General features: G+C 72.9%; 11 protein-coding genes and 1 pseudogene. 9 read left to right on the plus strand and 3 right to left on the minus strand.

The features are described 5' to 3' along the window. Positions 1–4 precede the first annotated feature (4 nt). Positions 5–1,519 carry an Asp-tRNA(Asn)/Glu-tRNA(Gln) amidotransferase subunit GatB gene (gatB, locus tag ACZ7DL_RS29870; RefSeq protein ID WP_470778812.1) on the plus strand — a complete coding sequence of 505 codons (1,515 nt, stop codon included), beginning with the start codon at positions 5–7 and terminating at the stop codon, positions 1,517–1,519. A gap of 67 nt (positions 1,520–1,586) precedes the next feature. Here gatB and ACZ7DL_RS29875 read toward each other — a convergent pair whose 3' ends face one another. Then, entirely contained in the window at positions 1,587–2,384 is a 798-nt protein-coding gene (locus ACZ7DL_RS29875) for an SAM-dependent methyltransferase (RefSeq protein WP_470778814.1), read from the minus strand. A 73-nt stretch (positions 2,385–2,457) separates the two neighbouring features. Here ACZ7DL_RS29875 and ACZ7DL_RS29880 point away from each other — a divergent pair, with 73 nt between their 5' ends. The 6 genes and pseudogenes from ACZ7DL_RS29880 (at position 2,458) to ACZ7DL_RS29905 (ending at position 8,045) form a co-directional block, all read left to right on the plus strand. Then, the gene (locus tag ACZ7DL_RS29880; protein ID WP_470778815.1) at positions 2,458–2,766 is read left to right on the plus strand and encodes a hypothetical protein; all 309 of its coding nucleotides are present in this window, start codon (positions 2,458–2,460) and stop codon (positions 2,764–2,766) included. 213 nt (positions 2,767–2,979) lie between these two features. After that, a pseudogene (locus ACZ7DL_RS29885) lies at positions 2,980–3,219 on the plus strand (MMPL family transporter); the annotation flags it as partial. Further along, positions 3,197–3,769: a GNAT family N-acetyltransferase gene (locus tag ACZ7DL_RS29890; protein ID WP_470778817.1), complete on the plus strand. Its 573-nt coding sequence runs from the start codon at positions 3,197–3,199 to the stop codon at positions 3,767–3,769. The pseudogene ACZ7DL_RS29885 and the gene ACZ7DL_RS29890, both read left to right, overlap by 23 nt. A gap of 35 nt (positions 3,770–3,804) precedes the next feature. Continuing rightward, on the plus strand, positions 3,805–4,425 hold the full coding sequence (locus ACZ7DL_RS29895) for a hypothetical protein (RefSeq protein WP_470778819.1): 621 nt from the start codon (positions 3,805–3,807) through the stop codon (positions 4,423–4,425). 198 nt (positions 4,426–4,623) lie between these two features. Beyond that, positions 4,624–4,812 (plus strand): hypothetical protein, encoded by a 189-nt coding sequence (locus tag ACZ7DL_RS29900; RefSeq protein WP_470778821.1) that lies wholly within the window; start codon positions 4,624–4,626, stop codon positions 4,810–4,812. A gap of 188 nt (positions 4,813–5,000) precedes the next feature. Beyond that, positions 5,001–8,045, plus strand: a complete 3,045-nt coding sequence (locus ACZ7DL_RS29905; protein WP_470778823.1) for a helix-turn-helix transcriptional regulator — start codon at positions 5,001–5,003, stop codon at positions 8,043–8,045. 49 nt (positions 8,046–8,094) lie between these two features. Here ACZ7DL_RS29905 and ACZ7DL_RS29910 read toward each other — a convergent pair whose 3' ends face one another. Next, positions 8,095–9,252: a PQQ-dependent sugar dehydrogenase gene (locus ACZ7DL_RS29910; RefSeq protein WP_470778893.1), complete on the minus strand. Its 1,158-nt coding sequence runs from the start codon at positions 9,250–9,252 to the stop codon at positions 8,095–8,097. Between the two features lie 98 nt (positions 9,253–9,350). Next, on the minus strand, positions 9,351–10,349 hold the full coding sequence (locus ACZ7DL_RS29915; RefSeq protein ID WP_470778825.1) for an aldo/keto reductase: 999 nt from the start codon (positions 10,347–10,349) through the stop codon (positions 9,351–9,353). A 75-nt stretch (positions 10,350–10,424) separates the two neighbouring features. Here ACZ7DL_RS29915 and ACZ7DL_RS29920 point away from each other — a divergent pair, with 75 nt between their 5' ends. Further along, on the plus strand, positions 10,425–11,402 hold the full coding sequence (locus ACZ7DL_RS29920) for a 2-hydroxyacid dehydrogenase (protein WP_470778826.1): 978 nt from the start codon (positions 10,425–10,427) through the stop codon (positions 11,400–11,402). Positions 11,403–11,601: 199 nt separating this feature from the next. Then, a complete protein-coding gene (locus tag ACZ7DL_RS29925) occupies positions 11,602–14,829 on the plus strand; it encodes an EAL domain-containing protein (protein WP_470778827.1) in 3,228 nt (1,075 codons plus the stop codon). Positions 14,830–15,034 lie beyond the last annotated feature (205 nt).

Genomic DNA, 15,034 nt, shown 5'->3' on the forward strand with positions numbered 1-15,034 from the left:
CACCGTGACCACCACGACCGACCTGGTGTCGTACGAGGACGCGCTGGCGTCGTACGACCCCGTCATGGGCCTTGAGGTCCATGTCGAACTCGGCACCAAGACCAAGATGTTCTGCGGCTGCTCGACCTCGCTCGGCGCCGACCCGAACACCCAGACCTGCCCCGTCTGCCTCGGCATGCCCGGCGCGCTCCCGGTCGTCAACGCGACCGGCGTCGAGTCCGCGATCAAGATCGGTCTCGCGCTGAACTGCGAGATCGCCGAGTGGTGCCGCTTCGCCCGGAAGAACTACTTCTATCCGGACATGCCGAAGAACTTCCAGACCTCCCAGTACGACGAGCCGATCGCCTTCAACGGCTACCTCGACGTGCAGCTGGAGGACGGCGAGGTCTTCCGCGTGGAGATCGAGCGCGCCCACATGGAGGAGGACACCGGCAAGTCGACGCACGTCGGCGGCGCCACCGGCCGTATCCACGGCGCGTCCCACTCCCTGCTGGACTACAACCGCGCCGGCATCCCGCTGATCGAGATCGTCACCAAGCCGATCGTCGGCGCCGGCGAGCGCGCCCCCGAGGTGGCGAAGGCGTACGTCCGTGAGCTGCGTGAGGTCATCCGTGCCCTCGGCGTGTCCGAGGCCCGCATGGAGATGGGCCAGATGCGCTGTGACGTCAACCTGTCGCTGATGCCCAAGGGCAGCGACAAGTTCGGCACGCGCTCCGAGACGAAGAACGTCAACTCGCTGCGTTCCGTCGAGCGCGCCTGCCGCTTCGAGATCCAGCGGCACGCGGCCGTCCTCGGCAGCGGCGGGACCATCGTCCAGGAGACCCGCCACTTCCACGAGGACACCGGCTCCACGACCTCGGGCCGGGTGAAGGAGGAGGCCGAGGACTACCGGTACTTCCCGGAGCCCGACCTGGTGCCGGTCGCGCCCGCGCGCGAGTGGGTCGAGGAGATCCGCGCGGCCCTGCCCGAGCTGCCGCTGGCCCGCCGTACCCGGCTGCTGGCCGAGTGGGGCATCTCCGCCACCGACATGCAGGCGATCCTCAACGCCGGTGCGCTGGACCCGATCGTCGCCACGATCGACGCCGGTGCCGACGCGGCCTCCGCCCGCAAGTGGTGGATGGGCGAACTGGCGCGCAGCGCCAACGAGTCCGGCAAGGCGCTGGACGAGCTGGCGATCACGCCGGCGCAGGTGGCCCGGGTGACCGAGCTGGTCGCGAAGGGTGACCTGAACGACAAGCTGGCCCGTCAGGTCATCGAGGGCGTCCTCGCGGGCGAGGGCACCCCGGACGAGGTCGTCGACAAGCGCGGTCTGAAGGTCGTCTCCGACGAGGGTGCGCTGGGCACCGCCGTCGAGGAGGCCATCGCCGGCAACCCGGCCATCGCGGACAAGATCCGCGGTGGCAAGGTGGCCGCGGTCGGCGCCCTGGTCGGTGCGGTCATGAAGGCCACCCGTGGTCAGGCCGACGCGGCCCGCGTCAAGGAACTGATCCTGGAGAAGCTGGGTGTGAGCGAGGGCTGAGTCCCCGCGCGCGATCCCGCACGGCCCCGAAGGCACAGCCTTCGGGGCCGCTTCATCAGCCGGGGCGTCAGCCGCGTCGGCCGACCACCCGGGTGAAGCCCAGGGTCCGGCCCCGATCGGCCTGGAGCAGGTGCACCGAGTCGCGTGCCATGCCCGCCATGAACTCGCTCGGGCTCTCCTCGGCGCACACCTCGCTCCACAGCAGCCAGTCGTGCCAGCCGTCCTCGAGCCAGTCGGCGGTCTCGACGGTCACGGCGCCCGTGCGGGTCCAGTTCCGGTGCCACCAGGCGGGGGAGTGGAAGGCCCAGAACCCCGGGTCCCAGTGGGCCTTGAGATGCTCCGGAGGCTCGACCCCGTCGATCTCCTCCCGCACCGACGGCACCACCACCCCGATGCGCCCGCCCGGCTTCAGCAGCCGGGTCAGGGAGGGCAGGTAGAGGTCGTTCGTGCCGAAGTACTGGTAGGCGTCGACGGACACGATCGCATCGAACGAGCCTTCGGCGAACGGCAGATCGTGTGCCTCGATGTGGACGGGCAGCACCTGCGCGGCCACCCCCGCCTCCGCGATGCGGACGGCGTTCTCGTCGGGCTTCACCCACAGGTCGGCCGCGGTGACCTGGACACCGTACTCACGGGCCAGGAAGACGGAGGTCATCGCGCGCCCGCAGCCGAGGTCGAGCACCCGGGCATGCGGGGGCAGATCCTCCAGCCGCAGCGCGGGTGCCAGCCACTCCAGCAGCCACAGGGCGTGCGGACCCATCTGGTTCTCGATGGTCCAGCGGGCGTCGTAGCGGCTGCTGCGGGGGTAGCGCGGGCGGGTGAGGCGGCTGGTCAGGGCGTCGGCTGTGTGCGGTGTCTCGGTCACAAGCGTCCATGCCTAGCAGCCCAGGGCGGGCCCCGCACCCGGTTTCCGGGCGGAGGCGCTACGCTCGCCCGCCATGAGTGGACGTACCGATTCCGGCCCCGAACCGTCGATAGCCGAGGACGGGGAGGAGCACGTCGGGGACGCCCGCCGGGCCCGCTGGACCGCGGCCGGCACCGGAGTGCTCCTCTGCCTCGCGGGGCTCGCCGCCTCCCTCCTGCGCCTCACCGGTTCCGCGCCGGCCCGGGTCCCCGTCGCCTACGCTCTCGGCGCCGCCGTCTGCGCTCTCGCGGCGGTCCTCGGCTCCAAGGGCCGTACCCGCAGGGCCCTGTGGCTGCTGATCGTGGGGACGATGGTCATGGCACTCGGAGACCAGTTCGACTGAAGTGCCCGTGCGGCCCGACAGAGTTCGCCGAGCTGTCCTGTGATGTCGCTCCCACTGCTGCGAAGAAGCGCACGTACATGGCAAACGATCATTTTCCCGTCAAAGAGTTTTCTATGATCGCGCATGCGGTCTCTGCGGGCTGTTCCGTTTATGGACGATTGTTTCCGGCCAAAGATGCACACATCATCTTCTGGGAGCACGTCCGTGGCAGACCTCGCGCTGGCCGCGGCCGTCGCCCTCGACGCCTTCGTCCTGCGGACGCTGCTCGTTCCGGCCCTGATGCATCTGCTCGGCGCCGCCAACTGGTGGCTGCCCGCCTGGCTGGCACGCCGGCTGCCGCACATCAGCATCGAGCCGCCCGAGTGCCGCGCCGTGCATGAGAGGCTCGGCCGGGTCCCGCTGGACGAACTGCGGAAGGAAGAGCGGCACGATGTACGCGATATCGCTCGGTGACGGCGCCGAACTGCGGCCCCTGGAGATCTGGCACGCCGGAGAGCTCCTCGACAACATCGACCGGGGACGGGAGTTCATCGGCCGGCACATCGGGCTGGCCGACGCGGTGTCCGATCTGGCCGGCGCCCACGCCTGGCTGCAGTCGTACGCCGACAAGCGCGGCGCCGACGCCGGCAGCCTGCACGGCATCTGGCTGGACGGCAAGCTCGTCGGCGGCCTGCTGTTCCGCGTCTGGGACACCCCGAGCGGGGTCTGCGAGGCCGGCTGCTGGCTGGAGCCGGCGGCGGCCGGACGCGGGCTGGTCACGCGCGGTCTGCGGGTGCTGCTCGACTGGGCCTTCGAGGAACGCGGCATGCACCGGGTGGAGTGGCGCGTGTCCTCGGCCAACGAGCCCAGCATCAACGTGGCCCGGCGACTCGGCATGACCCGCGAGGGCGTGCTCCGTGAGAACTATCCGCACCACGGGGTGCGGATCAGCACCGAGATCTGGGCAGTGCTCGCGCCCGAGTGGCGTGCCGCACGCGCGCGTACCCCGCACAACGATCATTAAGAGACCTCTCAGACAGCGTCCGTACGGTGCCGGGCATGGCAATGAAGACAGCGGAAGGCGCCGCGGCCGGCACCGAGGCCGGCCCCGGGGCGCGCAAGGACGACGAGACGACGGCGGCAGCCGGCACCCCCGACGACGCGGCCGCCGACGCGGCACCCGCCGAGGAGGCCGCGGCTGAGGCGGGCGAGGCGGGCGAAGCGGTCGAGGCTCGCGACGCGGCCGAGGAAGGCGACGCGGCAGAGGAAGGCGAGGACACGGCGTCCGCCGGTGCCGGCCAGGGCGCCGGCGCCGTCGTCTCCGCCGCGCTCGGCCTCGTCTCGCTCAACGGCGGCTGGATCGGCACCGTCGCATCCGCCCGCGAACAGCTCGTCGGCCAGCTCCGGACGTCCTCCACCGCGAGCGTCGCCCAGCAGATCAAGGAGGTCTACGGCGACGCCTGGCACACCACCGCGCTGTGGGCCGGCCTGTTCGCGCTGGCCGCGCTGGTCACCGGTGTGGTCGTACTGGCCCGGCCCGCGTTCGGCGCCCCCGGCCGCCCGCAGGCCGCCTGGATCAGGTCGGTCGCCTGGGCGGGCGTCTCACTCGGCGTCATCGGCCTGGTCCTGGCCGTCCTGAAGTACTCCGACGCGCTGCTCGGCCTGCCCTCCACCGGCTGAGAAGCCGCCGCCCTCAGGGGCCTTAGGGAATCCGCGCGCACCTCACGGACGCCCTAAGGCCCCCTTACGCGCGCGTACGGCCCGCCGGCCGGCCGAAGATGCGGAACTCTCCCGATGTGGCACACCCCCCTGCGAGACGAAAGTAAAGGCGTCGCGGAAAGCGACGCACGACATTCGTCTCTCCCGAAGGGCCCCACCGTGTACGAGCTCGAACTCCACCGCATCCGGTCCGCCGAACTGCGCCGCGCGGCCCAGCAGGCCCGCCTGGCCCGCGAGGCCGTCCGTTCCCGCCGAGCCGCCCGCGCCGAGTCCGCCGGCCACGGCACCCCGGTCGCCGAGCCGCATACCGACCGCCCCCGCCGGCACCGGTCGCCACGCACCGCGTGACCACGGGGGCGCGGAGCGGCCGGACGGGGGTCGGCCGCTCACCGGACCAGGGTCGTACGGCTTCCCGGCGGAGTCGTACGACCCCTTCGTCCGTTCCTACGGCTCGGACGGCCACCGTTCCGACGGGCGGTACGACCATCGCACCGCAACTGTGGAAAACCGGTGCCGGGCTGTCCCGGCCTCGTGCGATGCTCGGGCCCGTGGAGACCAGGTCCGTCAGTCCCGTGTTCGTCGGCCGCACCGACGAGTTGGACACGCTGAACGATGCGCTCGCCCGTGCCGCCGCGGCCGAGCCGCAGGCACTGCTGCTCGGCGGTGAGGCAGGTGTGGGCAAGACCCGTCTCGTGGAGGAGTTCGCCACGGCCGCGACCGGCCGGGGTGCCGTCGTCGCCGTCGGCGGCTGCATGGAGATCGGCGCCGACGGGCTGCCGTTCGCCCCCTTCTCCACCGCGCTGCGCGCCCTGCGGGACGCCCTGCCCGAGGAGTTCGCCGCCGCGGCGGCGGGCCAGGAGGAGGAACTGGCCCGGCTGCTGCCCGATCTCGGCGAGGCCGGCGCCGGCCGCCACGACGAGCAGGGCATGGCCCGCCTGTTCGAGCTCACCGCGCGGCTGCTGGAGCGGGTCGCCGCCGACCACACCGTCCTGCTCGTCCTGGAGGACCTGCACTGGGCCGACGCCTCCACCCGCCACCTCCTCGCCTACCTCTTCCGCACCCTGCGCGCCGGCCGCCTCCTGGTCCTGGCCACCTACCGCTCCGACGACATCCACCGCCGCCACCCGCTGCGCCCGCTGCTCGCCGAGCTGGACCGGCTGCGCACCGTCCGCCGTATCGAACTCGCCCGCTTCACCCGGGAGGAGGCCGGCCGCCAGATCGCCGGCATCCTCGCCGCCGAACCCGACCCCGCCCAGGTCGACGAGATCTACGAACGCTCCGACGGCAACGCCTTCTTCATCGAGGAACTCGCCGTCGCCGCCTGCACGGGCAGGTGCGCCGGCCTCACCGACTCCCTGCGCGATCTGCTCCTGGTCCGGGTCGAGGCACTGCCCGAGAGCGCCCAGCGGGTCGCCCGGATCGTCGCCGAGGGCGGCTCCACGGTGGAGTACCCGCTGATCGCCGCCGTGGCCCAGTTCACCGAGGACGACCTCATCGAGGCGCTGCGGGCCGCCGTCGGCGCCAACATCCTCACCGTCACCCGGGCCGGCGACGGCTACCGCTTCCGGCACTCCCTGGTCCGCGAGGCCGTCGCCGACGACCTGCTGCCCGGCGAACGCTCCCGGCTCAACCGCCGCTACGCCGAGGCCCTGGAGGCCGACCCGACGCTCGTCCCCGCCGACGCCCGCGTCATGCGCCTGGCCAGCTACTGGTACCACGCCCACGACGCCGCGAAGGCCCTGCCCACCGTCCTGGCCGCCGCCGTCGTCGCCCGCCGCCGGCACGCCTACACCGAACAACTCGGGCTGCTGGAGCGGGCGATGGAGCTGTGGGACAGCGCCCCGGAGGAGGTGCGCTCCGCCCTGCGCCCGGTCGACTACGCCGAGGTCTATCCCCCCTGTGGCTGCGACCCGGCCACCACCCCGCTGCGCTACCTCGACCTGATGGCCGAGGCGGCCGTCGCGGGCCGCTTCGGCGGCGAACGCGAACGCGCCCTGAAGATCACCAAGCGGGCCCTGCGCCTGCTGGAGGAGGAGGCGGACCCCCTGCGCGCCGCCTGGTTCTGGGTGCAGCGCTCCCGGCTGGTCCAGGCCCAGGGTCGCGGCGACGGCTGGCAGGAGCTGGCCACCGCCCAGGACCTGGTGCGCGGCCTGCCGCCGTCGGAGGTGCACGCGGAGGTGCTGGCGGTCGCCGCCAGCTGGTCCATGCAGCACCGGCCGGGACCCGAGGCGCTCGCCGCCGCCGAGCGGGCCGTGGAGTACGCGCGGATGGTGGGCGCCCGCGAGACCGAACTGCACGCCCGCCTCACCCTCGGCGGCCTGACGGTGGAGTCCGGCGACCCGGAGGCCGGCCTCGCGCAGATGCGTCAGGTCCTGGCCGACACAGAGGCCGAGGGCATGCACCATGTGGCGGGCCGCGCCTATGTGAACCTGCCGTCCAAGCTCCAGAGCGTCGGCCGGGACCGGGAGGCCGTCCCCCTGCTGCGCGAGGGCATCGACTTCTGCCGCCGCTACGGGCTGCTGGACTCCCAGGCATGGGTGTGGGGCAACCTGTCGGACGCGCTCTACTCGCTCGGCCGGTGGGAGGAGGCCGCCGAGGCCGCCGCGCACGCGGCCCGGGTCGGCCACAGCGCCAGGCCCCGGGGCGCCGGAGCCAAGCGCCTGGCCCATCTCGCCCTGGCCCGGGGCGACCTCGCCGAGGCCGCCGGGCAACTCGCCGCCGCCCGCTCCGCGTACGGCACCCATGACCCGACGCCCCAGCAGTCCCTGCCCCTGACCCGCATCGCCCTCGGCGTCGCCGCCGCGCAGGGACGCATCGCCGACGTCCGCGCGGCACTGCTCCAGGCCCTGGACGCCGGGTTCCCGCCCGGCACCCAGCGCTACGGCTGGCCGATGCTGCTGGCGGCCGCCACCGCCGAGGCCGACGCCCGCACCCTGCCCGCCGCCCAGCCCGGCCGCGCCGAGACCCTGGACCAGATCTCCGCGGCCGTACGGACGCTCACCACCGGGGTCCCCCTCTGGCAGGCGTACGGCCAGTGGACCCGCGCCGAACTGCTCCGCGCGGAGGGCCGGGACACCCCCGGCACCTGGTCCCCGGTCGTCACCGCCTTCGAATGTCTGGACCGCCCCTACGACCTCGCCCGGGTCCGCCACCGCCTCGCCGGGGCGCTGCTGGCCGAGGGTGGCGACGCGGAACGCGACCGCGCGGTGGAGCTGCTCCGGCTGGCCGCCGCGGTCGCCGCCCACCTCGGCGCCCGGCCCCTGGCCGACGCCGTCACCCGGCTCGCCCAGCGCGCCCGCCTCCCCCTGACCCGCGCCCCGCGGCAGACAGCCGCCCCCACCGACCCGGTCGCCGCGCTCGGCCTCACCAGCCGGGAGCGGGACGTGCTCGGTCTGGTCGCGGCCGGCCGCACCAACCGCCAGATAGCCGAGGAGCTGTTCATCTCACCGAAGACCGCGAGCGTGCACGTCTCCAACATCCTCAGCAAGCTCGGCGTCTCGGGCCGGGGCGAGGCGGCGGCGGTGGCGCACCGCATGGGACTGTTTCCGGCGGGGGCGGAGAACCGGCTTGCGGCCGGCTGACAGCGACGGCGACACCGACGGCGCCGCCGACGAGGTACGGCGGCGCCGCTCACCGCACCTCCGCCTCCAGCACCCGGTCGTCCCCCTTCTTCGGCGACCCCCGGCCGTCCGTGTTGCTCGTCACCAGCCAGACCTTGTCACCGCCCGCCGGGACCACCGTACGGAGGCGGCCGTAGGTGCCCGTGAGGAACGCCTGCGGGGCGGCCGAGGCTGACGTGCCGGTCAGCGGGACGCGCCACAGGCGGCTGCCCTTCAGGCCCGCCATCCAGATCACGCCGTCGACGTAGGCGATGCCGCTGGGGGAGGCGTCGTCGGTGTGCCACTGGGCCAGCGGGTTCTGGAGGCCGGCGTCGGAGGACCTGCCCTCGGCCCTGGGCCAGCCGTAGTTGCCACCGGGCTTGATCGCGTTCAGCTCGTCCCAGGTGTCCTGGCCGAACTCCGAGGCGAACAGCCGCTCTCGGTCGTCCCAGGCCAGGCCCTGGACGTTGCGGTGGCCGTACGAGTACACGGGCGAGTCGGGGAACGGGTTGCCCGGCGCCGGTTCGCCCTCCGGGGTCATGCGCAGGATCTTGCCGCCCAGCGACCTCCGGTCCTGCGCCAGCCCCTGCCGCCCGCCCTCGCCGGTGCCCGCGTACAGCATGCCGTCCGGACCGAATGCGATCCGGCCGCCGTTGTGGATGAAGCCCTTGGGGATGCCCTTGAACACCGTGTCCGGGGCGCCCAGTTGCTCACCCGCCGGCTTCCGCTCGTCGTACAGCACGCGGACGATGCGGTTGTCCGAGGCCGAGGTGAAGTAGGCGTAGATCATGTGGTCCGCGGCGAAGTCGGGGGAGAGGGCGATGCCCAGCAGGCCGCCCTCGCCGGCCGGCGCGACCCCGGAGACGGTGCCCAGCTCGGTCTTGCGGCCCGTCTTCTCGTCGATCCGGATGATCGTGCCCTCGTCCCGGGAGGAGACCAGCAGCCCGCCGCCGGGCAGGAGAGCCAGGCCCCACGGGGTCTTCAGGCCCTCGGCCACCGTGCGCAGCACCGTCACCGAGCCCTTGGCCGGCGGCGCGGACTCGGTGGCGTGCGCGGAGGCGGTGGCGCCGGGTGTCGTGCCGGTCCGTCTCCCGCCCGGGAAGTCACCGCCACCGGACGAGCAGCCGGCCGTCAGCAGCAGGGCGGTCGCGGCCAGCACGGCCGGTACAGCTCGACGTCGCACGATCAGGGTCCCTTCGAGGCGGCGGGGGAGCGGCAGGCTCTCTCCCTCTCTTACACCTCCGGCGCCGCCCGGGTTCCCGGTCCCCGGCAACTCATCGGGGAACCTCAGTCCCACGACCCCTGGGCCGCCGGCAGCCGGGAGACCTCCGCCAGGTCCTCGGCGGTCAGCCGCAGCCCGGCGGCGGCCGCGTTCTGCGCGGCCCAGCGCTCCCGCTTGGTGCCCGGCAGCGCGACCACATGGCGGCCCTGCGCCAGCACCCAGGCCAGTGCGACCTGGGCGGGCGTGACGTCCTCGCCGTGCCGGCGGGCGATGCGGCGCAGGCCCGCGACGATCGGCTGGTTGGCCGCCATCATCTCGGCGGTGAACCGGGGGTGCCGGGCGCGTACGTCGTCCGGCTCGAAGCCCTCGCCCGGCCTCAGGGTGCCGGTCAGGAAGCCGTTGCCCAGCGGCATCGCCGCAAGGAAGCCCACACCGCGCGCCTCGCACCAGGGCAGCAGCGTCCGCAGCGCCTCCGGCGACCACACCGACAGCTCCGCCTGCACCGCGGTCACCGGGAACACCTGCTGCACCCGACGCAGCTGCCGCAGCGTCGAGTCGTACAGCCCGGCCCCCGAGCGGCGGCCGCCGCGCGCCCCCACCGCGCACAGGCCCAGCGCCCGTACCTTCCCGGCGCGCACCAGGTCCGCCATCGCGCCCCAGGTCTCCTCGACGGGCACTTCGGGGTCGGCGCGGTGCAGCTGGTACAGGTCGATCACGTCCGTCTGGAGCCGGCGCAGCGAGGCGTCGCAGGCCCGCTTCACATAGCCGGGTCGGCCGTTGGCCACGATGTGCTGCTCGCCCACCAGCAGCCCGACCTTCGTGGACACGAAGGCGTCCCGGCGCCGCTCCTTGAGCACCCGGCCGAGCAGCAGCTCGTTGGTGAACGGGCCGTACATGTCCGCGGTGTCCAGGAGGTCGGAGCCCAGGTCCAGCGCCCGGTGCACGGCTCTGAGCGACTCGTCACCCCGCTGCCGCGATCCGCTGTACGCCCAGCTCATCGGCATGCATCCGAGTCCGACGGCCCCCACCGCGAGCGATCCCGCGCCGATCGTCCTGCGCTCCACCTGCTCGTGAACCTCCCTCTGCCCGGCCCCCAACCTAACCTCTGCACGCACGCGTGCCTGACATAGCCTCCTTGCATGACCGGAGACGTGTGGCTTCCCCTTCCGCCCGAGGAGATCGAAGGGCTGCCCGAGGGCCCCCGGTATCTGTTCTGGGACGGGGGAGAGGACGGTGAGCAGCCGTTTCCCGGCGACCCGGCGGAGTGTGCCGTGTACGTGGTGCCGTACATGAAGGGGTGGTCGGTCAGGGCGCATCCGCTGGCGCAGCTGACGAACGTCCGAGTCATCCAGACGCTCACCGCCGGTATCGACGACATCACCGCACGGCTCTCGGACATCGTCCCGGGCGTGCGGCTGTGCAACGCGCGCGGGGTGCACGAGACCAGCACGGCCGAGCTGGCGCTCACCTTGACCCTGGCCGCGCTCCGCGGCATCCCCGGTTTCGTCCGCGCCCAGCAGCAGGAGCGCTGGGAGGGCGGGTTCCACCCCTCGCTCGCCGACAAGAGCGTCCTGATCGTCGGCTACGGGTCCATCGGTGCAGCCATCGAGGACCGGCTCGCGCCGTTCGAACTCGCGCGACTGGCGCGCGTCGCGCGCTCCCGGCGCACCACGGCGCGCGGTCTTGTGCATCCGATCACCGATGTGCTTTCACTGCTTCCCGACGCGGATGTCGTGATCCTCTGCACCCCCCTCACGGAGGCCACGCGCGGCCTCGTCGACGCCGATTTCCTGGCCCGGATGAAGGACGGGGCGCTGCTCGTGAATGTCGCGCGCGGAGCGGTGGTCGACACCAAGGCGCTGCTCGCCGAGCTGGAGCGGGGCCGGATCACCGCGGCCCTGGACGTGACGGACCCCGAGCCGCTGCCGCCGGGCCATCCCCTGTGGCGGGCGCCCGGCGTGCTGATCAGCCCGCATGTCGGCGGCCCCTCGTCGGCCTTCCTGCCGCGCGCCAAGCGGCTGCTGGTGGACCAGCTGACCCGCTATGTGCAGCGCGAACCCCTGCGGAACGTGATCCTCACGACCGGAACAGAAACCGCGGGAGCAAAGGGGCACTAGCCCGCTTCCGGCACCCTCCGCAACCTTTCGGACGCGGCCCGTACCCGCATCCTCGCTGGTCGTCACGGAGCGTAGAGAAGCTATGTCCCTGAGTGACGATACTGGTGTATCGTCCCGACAGGGGCTGCGCCGCTGACCATTCGGCGCCGGGGATGGACATTTCAGATTTGTGAGGGGGGCGACGGGCGATGCACGGCCTATGGACGAACGATCCGACGCGGCGGAGCCGCCGACGGCGACCCTGGCGCACGGCCACGCGCAGACGCGGCCACCACGCGAACCATCACAGTCACCACCAGCGCAGGCACAGCGGCCGTCGCAGGCATGCGCACCCAGCGCACCGGGACCGTCGGGACCCGGGAGCGGCGCAGACCGGGAGGCCCCGGTGAGTGCGCCGCCCTCTGTCACGACCCCGTTGGACGCAGCGGTGCGCGCACCGCACCCGCACGAGGCGCCGCCGCCGCGCCGGCCGGCCATCGGCGACGGCAGCCGGCTGCTGGAGCAGCTCGTCCTCGCCCTGATCTGCGGGGCCTACGCCGTCGGGGCCGCGTTCGACTGGGGCATGGACGAAATCGCGCTGATCATGGGCGACTTCGGGCTGAGCGCGGCCGCGGGCACCGCCGCCGTCTCCTGCTTCCTGTACGCCCGCAGCCGGCGCGTGCGCTTCCGGTCGGCCTGGCTGCTGTTCGCCCTCTCCTCGGCCATGGCGGCCCTCGGCAACGCGGTCTGGGGCTGGTACGAGGTCGTACTGGGCCGGACCGTGCCCAGCCCCAGCTACGCCGACCTGTTCTTCCTGTGCTTCGCGCCGCCCGCCATCGTGGGCCTGCTGGTGCTCGCCAAACGGCCGGTGACCCGGGCCGGCTGGATCTGCCTGGGGCTCGACGCCTGGCTGATCGGCGGCTCGCTGCTCACCCTCTCGTGGAGCCTGGCGCTCGCCCAGGCGGCCCGGTTCGACGGATCGAGCGTGGCCCACGCCGCACTGACGCTGGCGTACCCGCTGCTGGACATCGCGCTCGTCAGCATGGTCCTCGCGCTGCACTTCCGCCGCGCCCCGGGCAACCGTACGGCGGTGAACACCGCGATCGGCGCGCTCGCGCTGACCGTGATGTGCGACGCCCTGTTCACCTCGCCGCTGCTGCACGACAGTTACCGCTCCGGGCAGCTGCTGGACGCGGGCTGGTTCGCCGGCTCGGTGCTGCTCGCCTACGCGCCCTGGGCCGCTCCCCGGCACCCGAACGCCCACGAGGCACGGGCGGGGAAAGGGCACACGCGCGTGGTCCACGAGCACGTGCCGGGACAGCGGAGCACGGGCCACCACCTGCTCACGCCCGCGCCGGCGGGCGAGCACAGCCGGTATCCGGCGGGCGAGCAGAGCCGGTACCCGGCAGGCCGGCCGCTCTCCGGGTCTCTGGCAGCCCTCACCCCGTACCTCGCCGCTGCCGTGTGCACCCTGGGCATCCTGTACAACCTCCTCAACGGCCGCAGACCCGACCACGTGGTGCTGATCACGGCGGGTGCCGTGGTGCTGGCGCTCGTGATCCGGCAGGGCATCATGCTGCTGGACAACATCACCCTCACCCAGGAGCTGGCGCAGAAGGAGAACCACTTCCGCTCCCTGGTGCAGGGCTCCAGCGACGTCATCATGATCGCCGGGCCGAACGGCATCCTCCGGTACGTCTCCCCGGCCGCGGCGGGCGTCTACGGCCGGCCCGCCGAGGAGCTGGTGGGCACCGAACTGGCCGGCCTGATCCACCCGGAGGACCTCGGCTGTGTGGTGCACGAGGTGCGCCGCTTCCTCGCCGCCAGCCCGCTCGAAGAGCCCACTACGCGCATCGAGTGCCGGTTCCGCTCCGGCGACGGCGGCTGGCTCAACGTCGAGTCCACCGTCAACCGCCACCACGGCGGGCTCATCTTCAACAGCCGGGACGTGACCGAACGAGTGCGCCTCCAGGCGCAGCTTCAGCACAACGCCGAACACGACCCGCTGACCGACCTGCCCAACCGCGCGCTGTTCACCAAGCGCGTCCAGCAGGCCCTGTCCGGCCGCCGGTCCACCGACCGGGGCGCCGCCCTGCGCGGTACGGCGGTGCTCTTCATCGACCTGGACGGCTTCAAGGCCGTCAACGACACGATCGGGCACCAGGCCGGCGACGAGCTGCTCGTCCAGGCCGCCCGCAGACTCCAGGACGCGGTCCGGCAAGGCGACACGGCGTCCCGGCTGGGCGGCGACGAGTTCGCGGCCCTGATCGTCGGGGACGGCACCCGGGACCGGGCCGCCCGGGAGCGGAACATCCTGGAGCTCGCCGACCGCCTCAGGACGACGCTCTCGCAGCCGTACGCCATCGACGGCAACGACGTCCGGGTCAACGCCTCCATCGGCGTCGCCTTCGCCGAACCGGGCCTGGGTGCGGGCGAGTTGCTGCGCAACGCCGACCTGGCGATGTACCGCGCGAAGTCGGCCGGAAAGGGCCGGGTCGAGCTGTACAAGCCGCAGATGCAGCAGGACGTCGTACGCAAGGCGGAGCTCGCCACGCGCCTGCGTGCCGCGCTGCACGACGGCGAGTTCACACTGCTCCACCAGCCCGTGGTGAGCCTCGCGAGCGGCCGGATCACGGCCGTCTCCGCCCAGGCGCGCTGGCGCTCCTCGCAGGGGGTGCTGTTCACGCCCGCGGAGTTCCTGCGGGTGGCCGAGGACGCTGACAAGACCGCCGAGCTGGACCGCTGGATACTCCAGGAGGCCGTGGAGCAGGCGGCCGAGCGGGCCGCGACCGGGCTCGCCGCGCCGGTGGCGGTCCGGATGAGCGCCCGGCGGCTGCTGGACCGCTCGATGCCGCTGGGCTCCGTGGAGGCGCTGCTGACCCGGCACGGGCTGCCGCCCGGCGCGCTGGTCATCGAGCTGTCCGACACCGACCCCCGGGTCTGCCTGGAGGAGCTGGAGCGCCGGCTGACCGCGCTCAGCCGGCTCGGGGTGCGGATCGCGCTGGACGGCCTGGGCAGCGGCTACGCGGCCATCACGTCGCTGCGGCGGCTGCCCGTGGACATCCTCAAGCTCGACCGCAGCCTGGTCGAGGGCGTGGTCGAGTCCGCGCGGCTGCACAAGATCACCAGCGGTCTGCTGCGGATCGCCGGCGATCTCGGGCTCCACTCGGTCGCCGAGGGCGTGGACCTGCCCGAGCAGGTGGTCGCGCTGCGCGCGATGGGCTGCACCCATGGGCAGGGCATGGCGTTCGCCGGCCCGCTGGACGAGTACCGGCTGCGTCGGGCGCTCGGATCCGGCCAATATCCGGTGCCGCACGCCCCGGCCGAACCCGCATTCGCGGGCAGTGCGAGAGAGCCGCAGGGGGTGTACACAGGGGGTGTTACCGCTGTCTTCGGAGGCGGCAGTGCCCTTCGTTCACATTCTGAGACTCCCGTCCCACCTACTTGACACGTGGTGCGTGCCGGGGGGAGGGTCAGTGCCATGCGCACCCGAATTCTCGTACTTGGACAGCGCGTCGGCTGAGCTGGGACCCACCGGAGGACGTCCGGAATCCCCAGCGACCACACCGGCGCGCTCCCCTCGCTTGCCTTGCGGCACGAGGGGTTTTTTGTTGCACGAGTGCCTTTCGTGCAGTGCATCAACTCCGCCCGAA

The sequence above is a fragment of the Streptomyces sp. NPDC036984 genome (assembly GCF_055607665.1).

Coding starts and splice junctions, on each gene's coding strand:
- ACZ7DL_RS29880 (WP_470778815.1), top strand. CDS start 2,458: ATGAGTGGACGTACCGATTCCGGCCCCGAACCGTCGATAGCCGAGGAC.
- ACZ7DL_RS29890 (WP_470778817.1), top strand. CDS start 3,197: ATGTACGCGATATCGCTCGGTGACGGCGCCGAACTGCGGCCCCTGGAG.
- ACZ7DL_RS29895 (WP_470778819.1), top strand. CDS start 3,805: ATGGCAATGAAGACAGCGGAAGGCGCCGCGGCCGGCACCGAGGCCGGC.
- ACZ7DL_RS29905 (WP_470778823.1), top strand. CDS start 5,001: ATGCTCGGGCCCGTGGAGACCAGGTCCGTCAGTCCCGTGTTCGTCGGC.
- ACZ7DL_RS29920 (WP_470778826.1), top strand. CDS start 10,425: ATGACCGGAGACGTGTGGCTTCCCCTTCCGCCCGAGGAGATCGAAGGG.
- ACZ7DL_RS29925 (WP_470778827.1), top strand. CDS start 11,602: ATGGACGAACGATCCGACGCGGCGGAGCCGCCGACGGCGACCCTGGCG.